The organism is Achromobacter sp. 1012554356 (assembly GCF_059760815.1).
Window position 1 is genome coordinate 84,122 of the sequence record NZ_JCBANC010000020.1, and the last position, 16,529, is coordinate 100,650.

Sequence of the window (16,529 nt, forward strand, 5' to 3'; positions counted from 1 at the left end):
TAGCCGGGGGCGATGCGTGCGCAGACAAGCCTCGTTGCGCACCTTGATATTGTGAAATATGTGGGTGTCAGGCGGCCGTGCCAGCCAGTTCCGCGTCCAGGTCCGCAAGCCGTTGCGGGGTGCCGACATCGGTCCATCGGCCCGAATGATGGGCGCCGCGCACCCGGTCCTGGCCCATCGCCTGCCTGAGCAGCGGCGCCAGCGGCGCTGCGGCGCCGCGCGGGACATCCGCGAACAACGAAGGATGGTAGACGCCCACGCCGGCAAAGGTCAAACGCGGCTCGCCCTGTGCCAGCACGCGCCCATCGGCCGTCAGGATGAAGTCGCCGGCAGGATGGTGCGCGGGGTTGTCCACCAATAGCAGCCAGGCGCCGCCGTGCGTGGCGAGGGACGCGGCCTGTTGTGCGGCGGCCGGATCCCAGTCGCACCAGATGTCGCCATTGATGACGAGGAACGGGTCGTCGCCGAGAAGGGGGAGCGCCTGCGCAATGCCGCCCGCGGTTTCCAGCGCGGTGGCTTCGGCCGAATAGCGGATGCGCACGCCGAGCGCCGCGCCATCGCCCAGCGCGCGTTCGATTTCGTGGCCGAGCCAGGCGTGGTTGATGACGATGTCGCGGATACCGGACGCGGCCAGGCGTTCCAGGTGCCAGACGATCAGCGGCTTGCCGCCCACCGGCAGCATGGGCTTGGGCAGGCGGTCGGTCAGCGGGCGCATGCGTTCGCCGCGGCCCGCGGCGAGGATCATGGCGCGCATCAGAACGTGTATCCGACGCTGACCTGGCGGTCGTCCAGGCGGTCCAGCAGGCGCAGGAGCGGCGTGAAGACGCCGTAGCGCTGCGCCACCTGGCGGACGTAGCCGTTCACGCGCGGCATGTGCGCCAGATAGTGCGCTTTGCCGTCGCGATGGTTCAGACGGGCGAAGACGCCCAGGATGCGCAGGTTGCGCTGCAGCCCCATCCATTCATAGGCGCGGTGGAAGTCGGCGAAATCGGCATCGACGGGCAGGCCGGCGGCGCGCGCCATTTCCCAGTAGCGGATCGCCCAGTCAAGCTGCTGCGGTTCTTCCCAGGTGGTCCGGGCGTCGGTCACCAGCGACGCCAGATCGTAGGTGATGGGGCCGGCCAACGCGTCCTGGAAGTCGATGACGCCGGGGTTGGGTCCGTACTGCGGCTGGTCGCAGACCATCAGATTGGGCGAATGAAAATCGCGGTGCACCAGCACTTGGGGCTGTCCGCCATTGCTGGCCGACAGCAGGGCGAAGATCTTTTCGAGGGCGTTGGCGGTCTTGTCGTCCAGCGTGACGCCGTGATGCTTTTGCACGTACCACTCGGGAAACAGCTTGAGTTCGTCGGCCAGGCGCGCGCTGTCGTAAGTGCCCAGGCCGGCGGTCGAGGCCTTTTGCAGCTTGACCAGGGCGGCCAGCGCCTCGCGGTACAGCGTCTGCAACTGGGCGTCGTCCAGTCCATCCTGGATGCGCTGGTAATAGGTTTGTTCGCCCAGATCGGACAACAGCAGCAGGCCCTGGTCCAGGTCCTGCGCCAGCACCGCCGGCACGTTCAGCCCGGCGTCCGCCAGCAGTTTGTCCACGTGCAGGAAGGGGCGGCAGTCCTCGTGTTGGGGCGGGGCGTCCATGACAATCAGGGTGCGCGATCCGGCGTCCAGCCTGAAGTACCGGCGAAAGCTTGCGTCAGCTGACGCGGGGCGCAGCGTCTCCACGGCCAGGTTCAGGGCAGGGGGCAGGCCTTGCAGCCAGTTGCGCACCTGCGCCAAGCGGGGGGCGTGATCGTTTTTCAAGGAAGATCCGTGTCAGAAGGGCAAAATTGCGGAAAATTCGATTTGGCGAACATAAGGCTGGGCGTTGTTCGCGGCTTCTCTATAATACCGGCTCATTTCCGTCAGCATTGGCCCCCCGTGGGCGCCTTTGTCCGGCTCTCCCATGGTCAAAAAGGGCTGTTTTCACTCGTGCGCAAGGTTCCGTGGTTGATCCTATCTGTTGTCAGCGTCGCCGCCGGAGCCGCCCAGGCTCAAGGTAGCCCGGACGCCGCTGCTTCCGCGCCGTCGGTCACGTCAACCCCCCAACTGCGCACGTCTCCCGGCCTGCGCATGCACCGGTTGCCCGACGAGAGCATTCCCGCTTTCATGGAAGCGGACGCCATTTCAGGCGACCCCGACTACGAGCTCACGCTATCCGGCAACGCGCAGGTGCGTCGCATCGATGGCGTGATCAAGGGCGACGAAATCAATTACCGCAAGGACACCGGCAAGGTCGACGTGCGCGGCAACGCCCGCATGATGCGCGACGGCACGCTGGTGACCGGGCCGTCCGCCACGTTCAATGTGGACCGGTACTCCGGCGAGGTCGAAAAACCCAACTTCTGGCTGGGCGCCACCGGCGGCTTCGCCGTCGCCGACCACGCGGATATTTTCAGCAAGTCGCAGATGCGGCTGCACACGGTGACGTACAGCGGCTGCCCTTGCGAAAACCCGTCGTGGTACATCAAGGCCAATTCGGTCGATATCGACTTCGACGAAAACGAGGGCGTGGCCCGCGGCGGCGTCTTGTATTTCAAGGACGTGCCGATCCTGGCCTCGCCCTACATGACCTTCCCGGTCAAGCGCGAGCGCAAATCGGGTTTCCTGATCCCGACCTACGGCACCACCAGCCAGGGCGGCTTCGACATTTCGATTCCGTACTATTTCAACCTGGCGCCCAATTACGACTTGACGGTGCAGCCGCGCTACTTCTCCAAGCGCGGCACTCAGTTGGGCGGCGAGTTCCGCTATCTGGGTTACACGTACGGCGGCATGCTGGACGGCACCTATCTGCCCGATGATGACGTGACGGGCAAAGACCGCTGGATGTACTGGTGGCGTCACCAGCAGCGTTTCTCGCACGGCTTCTATACAGACTGGGATATCGCCAAGGTATCCGACGACAATTACTTCCGCGACATTTCGCAGCTGGGCCTGAACCAGGCGTCCACCACGTACCTGCCGCAGCGCGGCCGCGTGGGCTGGGTCTCCGATCACTGGAGCGCCTACGCGCAGGTCTACAAGTTCCAGACGCTGCAGGATCCCGACGCGCCGCTGGTTCCGCCGTACAACAAAGAGCCCGAGATCTACCTGCGCGGTTCGCGCTACGACTGGGGCGGCTTCGATGTGGACTGGACCTCGACCGCCGTGCGCTTCAGCATGCCGCAGTACGGCGCCGCCCTGCGCGCGCCCGACGGCGACCGTCTCCAGAGCTATGCGGCAATCTCGTATCCGATCGTGCGTCCGGGCTGGTTCTTCACGCCCAAGGCGGGCATCAACTACACGTCCTATCAGACCAAGTGGTATGGGGTGGACGCGCAGGGGCTCAATGGCGGGTCGGCCGTTGGCCTGCCGCGCTCGCAGTCCCGCACGCTGCCCATCATGTCGGTGGACACGGGCCTGATCTTCGAGCGCGACACCACGCTGTTCGGCAAATCTTCCACGCAGACGCTCGAACCGCGCCTGTACTACCTGAACGTGCCGTACCGCGACCAGTCCAAGCTGCCGGTGTTCGACACGTCGCTGGCCGACTTCAGCTTTACCCAGGCCTTCGAGGAAAACATCTACTCGGGCGGCTGGGACCGTATCGCCAACGCCAACCAGCTGACCGCGGCGCTGACGACGCGCTGGCTCGACGCCGATACCGGCTTCGAACGCCTGTCGCTTGGCGTGGCGCAGCGTCTGTACTTTGAAGACCAGAAAGTCACGCTGCCGCTGGAAACCCCGCGGACGGACGTGCGCTCCGATTTCCTCGTAGGTGTCTCCGCCGCGTTGACGGACACGCTGAACACCGACGTGGCCGCGCAGTACAACCCTTACGACAACAATTGGTCGCGCGGGCTCATCAGCGCGCGCTGGTCGCCTCAGCGCTTGACCACCGTGGCGGTGGCCTACCGCTACCAGCGCGACCCCCAGCCTGGCGTGTTCTACCAGCCGCAGGGCCAGAACCAGGTCAGCCTGGCCGTTCAATGGCCGTTCAATAAGCGGTGGTACGGTGTGGGCCGGGTGGACTATTCTTTGCGTTCCGGACCGTCCAGCACGCTGGCCAATACGACGGAATCCCCCCGCGTGACGCAGGCCATCGCTGGCCTGGAGTACAAGGGCGACTGCTGCTGGGTGGGCCGCATGGTCTACCAGCGCTACGCCGTATCGGCGGCGGACACCAACTCCGCGCTGTTCTTCCAGCTTGAACTCACGGGCCTGGGTTCCCTCGGAACCGACCCCATGAGCCTGCTGAACAGAAGTATCCCCGGTTACACGCGCGTCACGCCGCCCGCGCAGACCGGGACCACATTTGAAAGGTATGAATGATGCGTAGGTTGCACTCTTTGCGCCGCCTCTCCGGCAAGGCGCTGCTGCTGGCCTTGTGCGCCGGCTTGCCCGCCGCCCATGCGGCCGAGCAGACCGCCCGCGGCGCCAACAGCGCCAAGGCCGCTCCGGCCGCGCAGAACAGGGAAGCGCCCGCGCCCAAGGGCGAGCAGTTCGTGGACGGCATCGCCGCGATCGTCGACAAGGACGTGATCACGCTGCGCGAACTGCGTGACGCTTCCCAGCGCATCGCCGGCGAACTCCAGTCGCGCGGCATCCAGGTGCCGGACGCCCAGACGCTGCAACACCAGGTGCTGCAGCGTCTCATCATGGAACGCGTTCAGCGCCACGAAGCCGACCGCCTGGGCATCCGGGTGGATGACGCCCAGATCGACACGGCCATCCAGGCCATCGCCGCCCGCAACAAGATCACCGTGGCGCAACTGCGCCAGGAACTCGAAAAGTCCGGCACGTCCTGGGACGGGTACCGCAAGTCGCTGCGCGACGAGATCCGCTCGGATCGCCTGCGCCAGCGCGCGGTCGACTCGACCATCGTCATTTCCGACGCGGAAGTCGACGCCTTCCTGAAAGATCAGCGCCGCAACCCCGCTTTCGCCGCGGCTCCCCCGCAGGCGGCGCCCCAAGCGCAACCCCAGCCTCAGCCGCAGGCAGCACCCGAGCAGGCAGCCGCCGCCGGTCCCATGCTGTACGCCCTGGCGCAGATTCTGGTGCGCGTGCCGGAAGGCTCGTCGCCCGATCAGCTGGCGCTGCTGCGCAAGAAGGCCGAAGGCCTGTTGGCGCAAGCCAAGCGCGGCGATGACTTCGCAAGCCTTGCCGCGGCGTCGTCCGACGGCCCCGAGGCGCTGCAGGGCGGCGTCATGGGCGTCCGTCCGCTGGACGGCTGGCCCGACCTCTTCGTCAAGGCGGTCAGCAACCTGCAGAAGGGCCAGGTCAGCCAGCTCATCCAGAGCGGCAACGGTTTCCACATCATCAAGGTGGTGGACCGCGGCACCGCCCAGCCCGCGCCCAGCCGCACGGCCCGCGCTCCGGCGCCGCAAGCCGCCCCGCAACCGGCTCCGCAGCCGGCCGCAAGTCCCCAGGCGCCGCAGGGTCCCACGCAAGTCGTTCAAACGCGTGCCCGCCACATCCTGATCAAGACGTCGACCGTCATGAGCGACGATCTGGCCCGCCAGCGCCTGGAGCAGGTTCGTCTGCGCCTGGTGAACGGCAGCGCCAAGTTCGAGGAAATGGCGCGCCAGTATTCGCAGGATGCCACCGCGCCGCAGGGCGGCGAACTGGGATGGCTGAACCCGGGTGAAACCGTGCCGCCGTTCGAGGCCGCGATGAACGCGCTGCAACCTGGCGAAATCAGCCAGCCCGTGCAGTCGCCGTTTGGCTGGCACCTGATCCAGGTCGAAGAACGCCGCGATCACGATGCGACCGACGACCTGGCCCGCATGCGCGCCCGCCAGACGCTGTTTGAACGGCGCGCCCAGCCGGCCTTCGAAGACTGGCTCGAGCAACTGCGTGCACAGGCGTATGTCGACAACCGCCTCGAAAAGCAGCAGAAGATCCAGCAGAACAACCGCTAAACGCATTACGGGCTTTTCATGTCTCAACACCAGGCGCGCAAGCGCTTTGGCCAGAACTTCCTGACCGACGACAGCGTCGTCGAGTCCATCGTCCGGGCGGTTGCGCCCGCCCGCGACGATGCCGTGGTCGAGATCGGCCCAGGCCTGTCCGCGCTGACGCGGCCGCTGCTCGAGCGTCTGGACCATCTCACCGCGGTCGAAATCGACCGCGATCTGGCCGCCCGCCTGCGCAAGCAGTTCGAGGCATCGCGCCTGACCGTGGTCGAAGCCGATGCGCTGACGGTGGATTTCTCGCAGTTCGGCAGCGCGCTGCGCGTCGTGGGCAATCTGCCCTACAACATCTCCAGCCCGTTGCTGTTTCACCTGATGACGTGGGCCGACCACATCCGCGATCAGCATTTCATGCTGCAGCGCGAAGTGATCGACCGCATGGTGGCCAAGCCCGGCTCCGGCGACTTCAGCCGCTTGTCCGTGATGCTGCAATCGCGCTATCGCATGCACAAGCTGTTCGACGTGCCGCCCGAGGCCTTCGATCCGCCGCCCAAGGTGGTATCGGCCATTGTGCGCATGGTGCCGCTGCCGGCGGACCGCTTGCGGCCCATCAGCGAGCGCGCCTTCGAAACCGTGGTGGCGCGCGCCTTTTCGCAGCGCCGCAAGATGCTGCGGCGGGTGCTGGCCGACTGGGCGCCGCAAGTGCCCTGGGAAGCGCTGGAGATTGCGCCGACCGCCCGCGCCGAGGACATTTCGGTCGACCGCTACATCCGCCTGTCGGATGCGCTAGTCGAGGCTGGAGTGTTGGCGCGGGACTGACGTCCTTTCAGTATGGCAAAGCAATGCAAAAAGGCCCCGCGGGGCCTTTTTGCTCTTTTTGCATTCAGGCGCTGGGGGAGACGGTGTCAGACACCCTGGGGAGATGGACGTCAGCCTGTGACGGCGGTGCTGCGGGTGTCAGACACCTTGGCGAATCAGCGGGTGTCTGACGCCTGGCATGGCGAAGACCGCAACGTTGCAGGCGCAGATGTTTGCCCCAGGCGCCCAATCACAGCATGCGTTTCTGCGCCGCCATCCACAGCTGCATCACGTCGCGCGCGCGGTCGGTAAGCAGGCGCTCGGCGTCCGCCAGGGCCTGCTGCAAGGTGATGGGGCCGGGGGCCAGGCTGAATGCGGCGCTGATGCCGCAGGCGTGCAGGGCTTCGTAGCCGTCGCCCAGAGAACCGGCCAGCGCCACGACGGGAACGCCCGCGCGCTGCGCAATCTTGGCGACGCCCGCCGGTGTCTTGCCGCGCAGGGTCTGTGCATCCATCCGGCCTTCGCCGGTGAACACCAGCGTCGCGCCTTCGACCGCTTCGGCCAAGCCACCCAGCTCCGCGACGATCTCCACGCCGGGGCGGAAGTGCGCGTTGAGAAACGCCTTGGCGGCAAAGCCCAGGCCGCCCGCGGCGCCCGCGCCGGGCGCATCGCGGTGGTCGGCGTTCAGATGGCGCGCGCACACGTCGGCAAAGTTGCCCAGCATCGTGTCCAGCGTCTGCACCTGTTCCGGCGTCGCGCCCTTTTGCGGCCCGAAGACATGCGAGGCGCCCTGCGGTCCGCACAACGGGTTGTCGACGTCGGAAGCGATGTCGATGCGGACCTGCGCCAGCCGAGGGTCCAGACCGCGCGTGTCGATCGAGGCAAGCTGCCCCAGCGCGCCGCCGCCCGGCGGCAGGCTGTTGCCGCCGGCGTCCAGCAGCCGCACGCCCAGCGCCGTCAGCATCCCGGCGCCCGCGTCGTTCGTGGCCGAGCCGCCCAGACCCAGAATGATGCGCGTGGCGCCCGCGTCCAGCGCCGCGCGCATCAGCTCGCCCACGCCGTGGCTGCTGGCACGCATCGGGTCGCGCTTGGACGGTGCAATCAATTCAAGGCCCGCCGCCGCAGCCATTTCGATGATGGCGGTGCCGTCTTCCAGCAGCCCCCACACGGCGTCGACCTTGTGGCCGAGCGCGTCGTTTACGGTGATCTGCCGCTCCTTGCCGCCGGTGGCGGCCAGCACGGCCTCGACGGTGCCTTCGCCGCCGTCGGCCATCGGGACGCACACCGTATGCGCGCCGGGAAAGGCCGCCTTGACGCCGCGCGCAATGGCGGCGGCCGCATCAGGCGCGGAAACGCTTTCTTTGAACGAGTCGGGAGCGATGACGATTTTCACGGGTGTCGTTGGGCGTGTTGAGGGTCGGAAATGTCACCCATGATACCCGTGGCAACGCGGCCGGCGTACCATAGCGCTTTCGTTGTTTTTGCGAGAGTGGACCGCCATGCCTGTATTGCGCCGCACCAAAATTGTCGCCACCCTGGGACCCTCGACCTCGTCGCCCGAACGCATCGACGCGCTGATTCGCGCGGGGCTGGATGTGGCGCGGCTGAACTTCTCGCACGGCAGCGCGGACGATCACCGCGAACGCGCGCGCCTGGTGCGCGAGATCGCCGCCAAGCAAGGCCGCTTCGTCGCCATCATGGGCGACTTGCAAGGGCCCAAGATCCGCATCGCACGCTTTGTCGACAAGCTGGTGCATCTGCAGGTGGGCCAGCCGTTCACGCTGTCGCGCGTGCATCCCAAGGACGCCGGCACCGCCAGCATCGTGGGCATCGATTACCCCGAACTCGTCACCGACTGCCGCGTGGGCGACGAGCTGCTGCTCGATGATGGCCGCGTCGTGCTGGTCGTCGACCGCGTCGAAGGCGACGAGGTCCACACCACCGTCACGGTGGGCGGCCCGCTGTCCAACAACAAGGGCATCAACCGCCGCGGCGGCGGCCTGTCAGCGCCCAGTCTTACCGACAAGGACCGCGTCGACATCAAGCTGGCCGCCGAAATGGAACTGGACTACGTGGCCGTGTCGTTCCCGCGCTATGGCAGCGACATCGACGAGGCCCGCACCCTGCTTGCCGCCGCCGGCAGCCAGGCGTGGATCATCGCCAAGATCGAACGCGCCGAAGCCGTGGCCGACGACGAAGCCCTGGACGCGCTGATCCGCGCCAGCGATGGCGTGATGGTGGCTCGCGGCGACCTGGGCGTGGAAGTCGGCGATGCCGAACTCGTGGGCATCCAGAAGCGCATCATCCAGCACGCGCGCACGCTGAATAAGGTGGTCATCACCGCCACGCAGATGATGGAGTCGATGATCTCCAGCCCCATGCCGACCCGCGCCGAAGTCTCGGACGTAGCCAATGCGGTGCTGGACTACACCGACGCCGTCATGCTGTCGGCCGAAAGCGCCTCGGGCCAGTACCCGGTCGAAACTGTGCAGGCCATGGCGCGTGTGTGCCTGGGCGCCGAAAAGCACCCGACCACCACCAAGTCGCATCACCGCATGGGCGAGACCTTCACGCGCTGCGACGAGACCATTGCACTGGCGGCCATGTACGCGGCCAATCACTTCCCCGGCGTGAAGGCCATTATTGCGCTGACCGAAAGCGGGCACACCCCGCTCATCATGTCGCGCATCCGCTCGGGCGTGCCGATTTACTGCTACAGCCCGCACAGCGTGACGCAGAACCGCGTGACGATGTTCCGCGGCGTGTACACCATCCCGTTCTCGCCGTCGGACTACGATCCCGCGGACCTTTCCAACGCCGCCATCGACGAACTGCGTAAACGCAATCTGGTGCAGACGGGCGACTGGGTCATCCTGACCAAGGGCGATTTCTATCGCGACAGCGGCGGCACCAACGGGATGAAGATCCTGCTGGTGGACTGAGCCAGTCTTGAATGAGGGCGCGGCCGGGCGCCAGATGCCGGCCGGCGCGCCCTGCGATCAGCCGAAGAACCAATAGCAGACGCCGATCGCGGCCAGCACACCGGCCAGATCGGCGATCAGCGCGCATCCCACCGCATGGCGCGCGCGCAAGATGCCTACCGATCCGAAATACACCGCCAGCACGTAGAACGTGGTCTCGGTGCTGCCTTGCACCACCGCGGCCAGCAGCGCGGGGAAACTGTCCACGCCAAAGTGCGTCATGGTTTCCAGCATCATGGCGCGCGCCGCGCTGCCCGAGAACGGCTTGACCAGTGCAGTGGGCAGCGCGTCCACGAACCGCGTGTCCCAGTTGGCCTGCGCGGCCACCCAGCGGATGCCGTCCAACAGGAAGTCCAGCGCGCCGGACGCGCGCAGCACACCCACGGCGCACAGCATCGCCACCAGATAGGGCAGCAGGCTCTTGGCGATGTCGAAGCCTTCTTTGGCGCCCTCAATGAAGGCCTCGTACACGGGCACCTTCTTCCAGGCGCCCACGACCAGAAACGCCAGCAGGATGCCGAACAGCGTCAGGTTGCCCATCAGCGAGGACAGCGACGCGATTGCGGCCGCCGACATGCTGGCCAGCAGCGCCATGAATCCGCCCAGCACCAGCGCGGCGCCGCCCAGCCACAGCAGGATGACGGGATCGGCCAGGCGCAGGCGCTGGCACAGCGCCACCGCCAAAAAGCCGGCCAGGGTGGACGCGCTTGTCGCTAGCAGGATGGGCAGAAAAACCAGCGTGGGATCGGGCGCGCCCTGTTGCGCGCGGAACATGAACAGCGTGACGGGCAAGAGTGTCAGCGACGACGCATTGAGCACCAGAAACAGAATCTGCGCATTGGTGGCGGTGTCGGGCTTGGGATTGAGCGATTGCAGCTCGCGCATGGCGCGCAGGCCGATGGGCGTGGCGGCGTTGTCCAACCCGAGGCCGTTGGCCGCGAAGTTGAGCGTGATGAGACCGATGGCCGGATGATTGCGCGGCACCTCGGGCATCAGTCGCGCGAATAGCGGTCCCAGCACGTGCGCCAGCTTTTCGACGAGGCCCGCACCCTCCGCGATGCGCAGGAAGCCGAGCCACAGCGTCAGCGTGCCAAAAAGCAGCACCATTACTTCCACGGACACGCGCGCCATGTCGAACAGGCTGGCGACCATCTGGCGAAAGACCTCGGGATCTCCGATGGCCAGCCAGCGGTACAGCGCGGCCGCGGCGGCGGTGAGGAAGAAGCCAAGCCAGAGTTTGTTCAGCATGCGGACGTGCCCGGACAGCGGTTGATTGCGCATCAGCGCGGCGACGCTCATTGTCGCAGAGTCGGTAAGCCGCAGCTTGGCCGCACGGCGTCAATTCTGGTACTTTGCCCCGATACGTCTTGTAGCGAACAACAGGGGGACCCATGGATTTCAACGCCTGGCGCCGGCGCCGCATTTCGGAACCCGCATACCGCTGGGCCCGCAATGCATTGCCGGCCATGTCGGCCACCGAACGCGAAGCCATCGAAGCCGGCGATAGCTGGTGGGATGCCGACCTGTTCACGGGCAACCCCGACTGGCGCAAGCTCCTGGGCGTGCCGCCCGCCACGCTGACGCCGGATGAACAGCGGTTCATCGACGGCCCCGTGCGCCAGCTTTGCGGCATGCTGGATGAATGGGACATCTCCTGGAACCGGCGTGATCTGCCGCCGCAGGTCTGGGAATTCCTGAAGACGCAGCGCTTCTTCGGCATGATCATTCCGCGGCGCCATGGCGGGCTGGGCTTCTCGCCTTATGCGCACTCCGAGGTGGTGCGGCGTATTTCCGCGTATTCCATCACCGCGGGCGTCACCGTGATGGTGCCGAACTCGCTGGGCCCCGGTGAACTGCTGATGCAGTTTGGCACGTCCGCGCAGCGCGACTACTGGCTGCCGCGGCTGGCCGATGGCCGCGAGATCCCGTGCTTTGGCCTGACCAGCCCCGAAGCCGGATCGGACGCGGCCTCAATGGTGGACACCGGCATCGTGTGCCGCCAGGTGGTGGACGGCCGCGAGCTCATCGGCATCCGGCTCAATTGGCACAAGCGCTACATCACGCTCGGGCCGGTGGCCACGGTGCTGGGGCTGGCGTTCAAGATGTCCGACCCGGACGGCATCCTGGGCGGCGCCAAGGACATCGGCATTTCGGTTGCGCTGGTTCCCACGGAAGCGCCCGGCGTCGAGATCGGCCGCCGCCACCTGCCTGCCATGCAGGTCTTTCAGAATGGCCCCAACTCGGGGCGCGACGTTTTCGTGCCGCTGGATGCGCTGATCGGCGGCGTTGAGCGCGCCGGCCAGGGCTGGCAGATGTTGATGAGCGCGCTGGCGGCCGGGCGCGGCATTTCGCTGCCGTCGCTGTCGGCAGCCGCCGCTGCGATGTGCGCGCACACCACCGGCATGTACGCCCGGGTGCGCGAGCAGTTCGGCATACCGATCGGCAAGTTCGAAGGCGTGCAGGAACGGCTGGCCAGCCTGGCCGGTAACGCGTATCTGGTCGAGGCCGCGCGCCGCCTGACGTGTGCCGCGCTCAACCAGGGCGTCAAGCCCGCGGTCGTGTCCGGCATCATGAAGTACCACGCCACCGAGCGCATGCGCATGTCGGTGAACGACGCCATGGACGTGCACGCGGGCCGCGCCGTCATGGACGGTCCCAGCAATTATCTGGGCTCGCTGTACCGCGCCGTGCCCATCGCCATCACGGTCGAGGGCGCCAACATCCTCACACGCAATCTGATCATCTTCGGGCAGGGCGCGATCCGCGCGCATCCCTACCTGATGCCGGAGATCCTGGCGCTGGGCAATCCCGACGAGGAACGTGGCATCGAGGTCTTTCACGATGTCTTCTGGCGCCATCTGCGCCACGCGGGCATGAACACGCTGCGCGCAATCGGCCGCGCCTGGACGGGCGGCATGCTGGCGCCCGCGCCGGCTTCGGGGCCGGTGGCGGGCCATTACCGGAGGCTGGGCCGCTATGCGTCGGGCTTTGCGCTGCTGGCGGACGCCACGCTCGCGCAGTTGGGCGGCGGCCTGAAGCGCCGCGAAATGATCTCCGCCCGGCTGGGCGATATCCTGTCGGAACTCTATCTGCTGTCCGCGGTGCTCAAGCGCTGGGAAGACGAAGGCCGCAAGCACGACGACCTGCCGCTGGTGCGCTGGTGCATGGCGCAGGGCTACGCCAGCATCGAGAAATCGATGGACCAGGTGCTGCGCAACCTGCCGGTCAAGGTGGTGTCGTGGGGATTGCGGGCGGCCATCCTGCCCTTGCGGCTGGCCAAGGGGCCGGACGATGCGCTGACGCGAGAATGCGCCGAGCTGCTGCTCAAGCCGTCGCCCACGCACGTGCGTCTGGCGGCCGACTTGCAGCGCGAGCCCGGCGAAGATCCGCTGGGCCTGTTGACCCGCGCCTTTGCGCTGGCCGACGCGGTGCAGCCGATCCGCGACCGTCTGCGCCAGTCCAACGTGCGCAACTGGCGCGAGGCCCATCAGCGCGGCGCGATTACGGATGCGCAGGCAGCGCAGCTCGAAGCCGCCGAAGCGACGGTGCTGAGGGTATTGCAGGTGGATGATTTTGCGCCGGAGGCGCTGACGCCGCACGGCGAAGGCGCACCGGCTCAGGAGCAGAAGCAGAATCAGGAGCCGCAGCCGCAGCCGCAACCGCAGCAGCCGCCGCAACAGGAGGACGAGCCCCCCGCTGCGGCAAAACCCGCCGAAAACGCCTAATCGTCCTGGTTCGGGTCCATGCCCGGGAACAGGATTTCAGTGAAGCCGAACTTCGTGAAATCCTGGATCCGGGACGGATACAGGCGGCCGATCAGGTGGTCGCACTCGTGTTGCACGACGCGCGCGTGAAAGCCCTCGGCCTCCCGTTCGATCAACTGACCGTACGGGTCGCGGCCGCTGTAGCGGATGTGGCGGTAGCGCGGCACCAGGCCGCGCAGGCCGGGCACCGACAGGCAGCCTTCCCAGCCGTCTTCCATTTCATCCGACAGCGGCGTGATGACCGGATTGCACAGGATCGTCTGCGGCACCGGCGGCGCGTCGGGATAGCGGTCGTTGCGGTCGAAACCGAAGATCACCAGTTGCAGGTCCACGCCGATCTGCGGCGCGGCCAGGCCTACGCCCTGCGCCGCAGCCATGGTCTCGAACATGTCGTCGATCAGGGCGTGCAGCTCAGGGGTGTCGAAACGCTCGACCGGCGGCGCCACGCGCAGCAGCCGCGGGTCGCCCATTTTCAGGATGGGATGGATCATGGCTGGCGTCCGGATCAGTCCTGGCGGTCTTTCTTCTGGATGAATTCGATCTTGTAGCCGTCGGGATCTTCCACGAAAGCGATGACCGTCTTGCCGTGCTTCATGGGGCCGGCTTCGCGGGTGACCTTGCCGCCGCGTTCCTTGACCTTGTCACAGGCTTCGTAGGCGTTGTCGACTTCCAGGGCGATGTGGCCGTAGCCGTTGCCCAGGTCGTACTTGTCGGTGTCCCAGTTGTGGGTCAGTTCGATGACGGCGCCATCAACTTCGTCCTGGTAGCCCACGAAGGCCAGCGTGAACTTGCCGTCCGGGTAGTCGTTGCGGCGCAGAAGACGCATGCCGAGCACGTTGGTGTAGAAGTCGATGGACGTGTCGAGGTTGCCGACGCGCAGCATGGTGTGGAGCAGACGCATGGGAGGTTTCCTTAAGCGGTGAGAGGTTGGGGGAAAAGCCGGGCATTTCCGACGTGTTCCCGGGAGATTCCGATGTCGCGCAGCGCGCCGCCCATGGCGTCGACCGCCTGCCGCATCTGGCCGGCGCCAAAGGCGCCGATGCAGCCGACCCGGAACGAGGGTTCTTCGGTGTTGGTGAAGTTGCTGATCACATAGCCGCGCTGCTTGAGCGCGTCCACAAAGAGCTGCAGGTGCCAGGTCGGGGCATCCGGCGCGCGGACGTTGACGACGATGGGGCCTTGCAGCTCGGGCGGCAGGTACGGGGTCAGGCCAAGTTCGATCACGCCATCATAGAGCGTGCGCATGTTTGCCGTGTAACGCGCCAGACGGGCCTCGCGGCCTTCCTGGCGGAAAAGCTCCAGCGCCACGGCCAGCGCCGCCAGCGTGGGGGCAGCGGGGGTGAAGCGGGGGCCGGCGTTGGGCGCAAGCGTGTGCTGGTAGATGTCCGCCAGATCGAGCGACCAGCTTCCCGCATTGCCGCGCGCGGCATCCAGGCTGTCGCGGCGCGCGACCACGAAGGCGGCGCCGGGCAGGCCTTCCAGGCATTTGTTGGCGGTCAGCACCACGGCATCGACCGCGGGCAAGGCGCGCAGTTCGAGCGGCAGCGCGCCGAAGGCGGACACGGCGTCGATGATCACGCGGCGTCCTAGCGCATGGGCGATGCGCGCCAGATGGGGCACGTCGTGGCAGATGCCGCTGCCGGTTTCGCTGTAGACCAGCGCCACGTGTGTAATCGTCGGGTCGCGTTCCAGCGCGTCGGCCACGGCCTGCGGGTCCACGCGCTCGGTTGTGCCCACCGCAAGCGGCACGGCAACGCGGCCAGCCTCGCCGGCCAGTTTCTGCAGACGGGCCGCATAGGCGCCGGTGGACGGCGCCAGCACGCGGCCGCCGGGCGGCAGGAAAGTGCGGAGGGCGGCTTCGACCGCGAAATGGCCGCAGCCTGGCAGGGCAAGGGCCACGTGTTCATCCGCGCTGGCTTGCGCAATCGCCAGCACGCCGTCGCAGACCTGCCGGTACAGGGTTCGAAAATCGTTGTCCCAGGGCGCGTAGTCCTGCGCCATGGCGGCCTTCACCCGCGCATCGGTCGTGACCGGGCCCGGAATCAGCAGCAGCATTTCGATTCTCCTTGGGATCGCTGAGACGCTGGTGTGCTCCGGCGCCTCAGAACTGAGGCAGCGAAGCAGGATCGTGACGCCGCAGGATGTTCTTGGCGTCTTCGAAGTCGGGCAGGATCTGGCCCACTTCGCGCCAGAAGTCCTGACTGTGGTTCATCTCGCGCAAATGGGCAAGCTCGTGCGCGATGACGTAATCGATGATGGCCGGGGCAAAATGAATCAGGCGCCAGTTCAGCATGATGTTGCCGTCGCTGGTGCAGGAGCCCCAACGGGTGGCGGCCGACGACAGGCGCCAGCGGCTGATCTTCAGTCCGCTGATTTGCAGGAAGTGGGCCAGCCGCGTGCCGAACCAGGCGCCCGCGCGCTGTTGCAGCCAGGCTTGCGCCGCATCGCGGATGCGGCCCTGGTCGGCGTGGGACGGCAGCGCCAGCCACAGCGTGTCGCCGTCCTGCGGCGCATCGGCGTCGCCGGACAGGTTGGCCTGACGGCTGTCGCCGCCCACGCCAATGATGATGCGCCGGCCCAGATACGGGAGTTCGCCGCCTGCTTGCCAGCGGGTATGGGCCATGGCCAGTTGCTGCTTGCGGGCGTGCCATTCACGCAGCTTGGTCAGGATCCAGCGGGACTTTTCACGCACTGCGTCGTCGATCTGCGTCAGCGTCACCCAGTTGGGAGCGGTGACGCGCAGGCCATCGTCGGTGATGACAAACCCAATACTGCGCCGCCGCGAACGCAGCAGCACGAAGCCGATGGGTTGCTGTTCGGTGGGCACCTCGCGCCAGCGCGCACCGGGCGGCAGCGGGTCAGGGCAGGGCGTGGGCACGCGCGAGGCCGCGTTGGGTGACAGCGTCAGCAGCGGCTCGCCGGTGGCGGGCGCCTTGGCGGCGTCGGGAAACAGGTTGGCGGGCGCGACGGGCCGGGGCGTGTCGGGGCGGTGCGTGTCGGGACGGTGCGTGTCGGGGCGGTGAGTCTGGGGCCCGGCGGACGGCGCCCGGGGGGCGGCCGTC

General features: G+C 67.0%; 13 protein-coding genes. 5 read left to right on the forward strand and 8 right to left on the reverse strand.

Going from position 1 to position 16,529, the window contains the following annotated elements:
* Positions 1-67: 67 nt before the first annotated feature.
* On the reverse strand, positions 68-754 hold the full coding sequence (murU, locus tag AC6LJW_RS12915; protein ID WP_427987827.1) for an N-acetylmuramate alpha-1-phosphate uridylyltransferase MurU: 687 nt from the start codon (positions 752-754) through the stop codon (positions 68-70).
* Entirely contained in the window at positions 754-1,794 is a 1,041-nt protein-coding gene (locus AC6LJW_RS12920; protein WP_498087490.1) for an aminoglycoside phosphotransferase family protein, read from the reverse strand. The genes murU and AC6LJW_RS12920 overlap by 1 nt, the downstream gene beginning before the upstream one ends.
* 168 nt (positions 1,795-1,962) lie before the next feature.
* On the opposite strand from AC6LJW_RS12920, the gene AC6LJW_RS12925 reads away from it, so the two are divergent.
* The 3 genes from AC6LJW_RS12925 to rsmA are packed head-to-tail and all read left to right on the forward strand — an operon-like array spanning position 1,963 to position 6,743.
* Entirely contained in the window at positions 1,963-4,344 is a 2,382-nt protein-coding gene (locus AC6LJW_RS12925; protein ID WP_056569146.1) for an LPS-assembly protein LptD, read from the forward strand.
* Positions 4,341-5,933, forward strand: a complete 1,593-nt coding sequence (locus tag AC6LJW_RS12930; protein WP_498087491.1) for a peptidylprolyl isomerase — start codon at positions 4,341-4,343, stop codon at positions 5,931-5,933. The genes AC6LJW_RS12925 and AC6LJW_RS12930 overlap by 4 nt, the downstream gene beginning before the upstream one ends.
* Before the next feature lie 18 nt (positions 5,934-5,951).
* Positions 5,952-6,743 carry a 16S rRNA (adenine(1518)-N(6)/adenine(1519)-N(6))-dimethyltransferase RsmA gene (rsmA, locus tag AC6LJW_RS12935; protein WP_427986257.1) on the forward strand — a complete coding sequence of 264 codons (792 nt, stop codon included), beginning with the start codon at positions 5,952-5,954 and terminating at the stop codon, positions 6,741-6,743.
* A gap of 229 nt (positions 6,744-6,972) precedes the next feature.
* Here rsmA and AC6LJW_RS12940 read toward each other — a convergent pair whose 3' ends face one another.
* Positions 6,973-8,115, reverse strand: a complete 1,143-nt coding sequence (locus AC6LJW_RS12940) for a glycerate kinase (protein ID WP_056569135.1) — start codon at positions 8,113-8,115, stop codon at positions 6,973-6,975.
* A 106-nt stretch (positions 8,116-8,221) separates the two neighbouring features.
* On the opposite strand from AC6LJW_RS12940, the gene pyk reads away from it, so the two are divergent.
* A complete protein-coding gene (gene pyk, locus AC6LJW_RS12945; RefSeq protein ID WP_056569133.1) occupies positions 8,222-9,664 on the forward strand; it encodes a pyruvate kinase in 1,443 nt (480 codons plus the stop codon).
* A 57-nt stretch (positions 9,665-9,721) separates the two neighbouring features.
* Here the strand turns inward: pyk and AC6LJW_RS12950 are convergent, their stop codons facing one another.
* A complete protein-coding gene (locus AC6LJW_RS12950; RefSeq protein ID WP_056569539.1) occupies positions 9,722-10,951 on the reverse strand; it encodes a nucleoside recognition domain-containing protein in 1,230 nt (409 codons plus the stop codon).
* Between the two features lie 143 nt (positions 10,952-11,094).
* Between AC6LJW_RS12950 and AC6LJW_RS12955 the strand changes: the two genes are divergently transcribed.
* Entirely contained in the window at positions 11,095-13,428 is a 2,334-nt protein-coding gene (locus tag AC6LJW_RS12955; RefSeq protein WP_498087492.1) for an acyl-CoA dehydrogenase, read from the forward strand.
* Here AC6LJW_RS12955 and def read toward each other — a convergent pair.
* Genes def through AC6LJW_RS12975 form a run of 4 tightly spaced genes read right to left on the reverse strand, consistent with a single transcriptional unit; the run spans position 13,425 to position 16,378 of the window.
* Positions 13,425-13,958, reverse strand: a complete 534-nt coding sequence (def, locus tag AC6LJW_RS12960) for a peptide deformylase (RefSeq protein ID WP_056569130.1) — start codon at positions 13,956-13,958, stop codon at positions 13,425-13,427. The genes AC6LJW_RS12955 and def overlap by 4 nt on opposite strands.
* Before the next feature lie 14 nt (positions 13,959-13,972).
* Entirely contained in the window at positions 13,973-14,368 is a 396-nt protein-coding gene (gene gloA, locus AC6LJW_RS12965) for a lactoylglutathione lyase (protein ID WP_056569127.1), read from the reverse strand.
* Between the two features lie 11 nt (positions 14,369-14,379).
* A complete protein-coding gene (locus tag AC6LJW_RS12970) occupies positions 14,380-15,522 on the reverse strand; it encodes a 2-aminoethylphosphonate--pyruvate transaminase (RefSeq protein ID WP_498087493.1) in 1,143 nt (380 codons plus the stop codon).
* Between the two features lie 46 nt (positions 15,523-15,568).
* The gene (locus AC6LJW_RS12975; protein ID WP_498087494.1) at positions 15,569-16,378 is read right to left on the reverse strand and encodes a M48 family metallopeptidase; all 810 of its coding nucleotides are present in this window, start codon (positions 16,376-16,378) and stop codon (positions 15,569-15,571) included.
* Positions 16,379-16,529: the final 151 nt, after the last annotated feature.

Coding starts and splice junctions, on each gene's coding strand:
- AC6LJW_RS12950 (WP_056569539.1), bottom strand. CDS start 10,951: ATGCTGAACAAACTCTGGCTTGGCTTCTTCCTCACCGCCGCCGCGGCC.
- AC6LJW_RS12930 (WP_498087491.1), top strand. CDS start 4,341: ATGATGCGTAGGTTGCACTCTTTGCGCCGCCTCTCCGGCAAGGCGCTG.
- AC6LJW_RS12955 (WP_498087492.1), top strand. CDS start 11,095: ATGGATTTCAACGCCTGGCGCCGGCGCCGCATTTCGGAACCCGCATAC.
- AC6LJW_RS12970 (WP_498087493.1), bottom strand. CDS start 15,522: ATGCTGCTGCTGATTCCGGGCCCGGTCACGACCGATGCGCGGGTGAAG.
- pyk (WP_056569133.1), top strand. CDS start 8,222: ATGCCTGTATTGCGCCGCACCAAAATTGTCGCCACCCTGGGACCCTCG.
- murU (WP_427987827.1), bottom strand. CDS start 754: ATGCGCGCCATGATCCTCGCCGCGGGCCGCGGCGAACGCATGCGCCCG.
- rsmA (WP_427986257.1), top strand. CDS start 5,952: ATGTCTCAACACCAGGCGCGCAAGCGCTTTGGCCAGAACTTCCTGACC.
- def (WP_056569130.1), bottom strand. CDS start 13,958: ATGATCCATCCCATCCTGAAAATGGGCGACCCGCGGCTGCTGCGCGTG.
- gloA (WP_056569127.1), bottom strand. CDS start 14,368: ATGCGTCTGCTCCACACCATGCTGCGCGTCGGCAACCTCGACACGTCC.